1 protein-coding gene and 1 pseudogene are annotated in these 1,463 nt (G+C 66.6%); one reads left to right on the top strand and one right to left on the bottom strand.

Annotation, left to right across the window (positions count from 1 at the left end; translation table 11 throughout):
- Positions 1-161: 161 nt before the first annotated feature.
- Positions 162-443: pseudogene (locus ACFZDK_RS55850) on the top strand (transposase); the annotation flags it as partial.
- Between the two features lie 41 nt (positions 444-484).
- On the opposite strand, the gene ACFZDK_RS55845 reads toward ACFZDK_RS55850, so the two are convergent.
- Positions 485-1,357: an IS3 family transposase gene (locus tag ACFZDK_RS55845; RefSeq protein WP_390987125.1), complete on the bottom strand. Its 873-nt coding sequence runs from the start codon at positions 1,355-1,357 to the stop codon at positions 485-487.
- Positions 1,358-1,463 lie beyond the last annotated feature (106 nt).

The raw sequence follows: 1,463 nt of genomic DNA, 5'->3' as shown, positions 1-1,463 counted from the left end.
GCTGGACCGGCATCTGCACCACCTGCCAACAGCCGCTGCCCAGCAGGACACACAGAACACCGAGATCAAGAACGACCTAACGGAGTCCTACTAAGAACTCCTAACGAAATGATCTTCGAGGTGGTTGGATCACTCCGGGACTGATGATCTGGGGGTGCGGGGTGGCTCGACCGAAGCCGTGGCATGTCGATGACGAGTTGTGGGCGGTGCTCGAGCCGCAGCTGCCCAAAGTCGAGCGTCGGCTCCGTCATCCCGGACGCAAGCGGCACCCGGACCGGTTGGTGTTCCAGGGCATCCTGTTCGTGCTGCACACCGGGATCGCCTGGGAACACCTCCCGCAGGAACTGGGCTTCGGCTCGGGCATGACCTGCTGGCGGCGCCTGGCCGAGTGGACCGAGGCCGGCGTGTGGCCTCGCCTGCACGCGGTCCTCCTCGCCAAGCTTCTGAGCTTGTTCCGCTTTGACGGACACCATCGGTGTGGTGGTCAGGCTGCGAGTGCGGTCTCGTATTCGGCGGGACTGTGGTAGCCGAGGCTGCTGTGCAGACGGTGCAAGTTGTACCAGCCCTCGATGAAATCGAAGATCGCGGTGCGGGCGGCGGCCCGGCTGGGCCAGGAGCTGGTGTCGAGCAGCTCCCGTTTGATGGTGGCGAAGAACGACTCGGCGAGCGCGTTGTCCCAGCACTGTCCGGTGCGGCCGACCGACAGACGTACTCCCAACTGGTTTGCCAACGTGGCGAGTTGGTGACTGGTGTACTGGCAGCCGCGGTCCGAGTGAAAGATCACCGGACCGATGGGGCGGCGCTTTCGGCAGGCGGCCGTGAGGGCATCGGCGACCAGATCGGTCCGCAGGTGGTCGGCCGTTGCCCAGCCGACCACGCGACGGGAGGCTATGTCGATGACGGTGGCCAGATAGAGCCAGCCCTCGTCCGTGGCGATGTAGGTGATGTCGCCGCACCACCGGGCATCCAGGCCGGCAGGATCGGGCTGGAAGTCACGGAGGACGAGATCGGGCCGCAGGGCAGCTCGTGGATCGGGGACCGTCGTCGGGTGCCGTCGTCTGCGGTGTCGGCCCTGCAGGCCGGCAGCCCGCATCAGCCGCGCGACGCGTCGGCGGCCGCATCCGGCGCCTGCCCGCTTGCGCACGGCATGGACGCGCGGGGCGCCGTAGGTTCCCCGCGATCTCGTATGGACGTCGGCGATCTGTTTCGCCAGCTCGGCGTCACGGACCGCGCGGGGACCAGGCTTGGCAGCGCGGTGGGCATAGAAGGCGGTCCGGGAGACCTTCAGCAGTTCACACGCTCGTTTCACGCTGTGACCTGCACGCTTCTCCGCCTCGATGAACGGATGCACCGTCACCGGGTCTCCTTGATGCTCCTATGTCAAGCAGCCAGTCTCATGGGCGTTGAGGGTAGGGGGCTGGGGGGTTGGCCGAGGTCGGTTTGGTCGGCAAGCAAGGCTCGGT

It is taken from the genome of Streptomyces sp. NPDC007901 (assembly GCF_042959465.1).
Taxonomy (GTDB): domain Bacteria; phylum Actinomycetota; class Actinomycetes; order Streptomycetales; family Streptomycetaceae; genus Streptomyces.
This window is presented reverse-complemented; position numbering and strand designations above follow the sequence as displayed.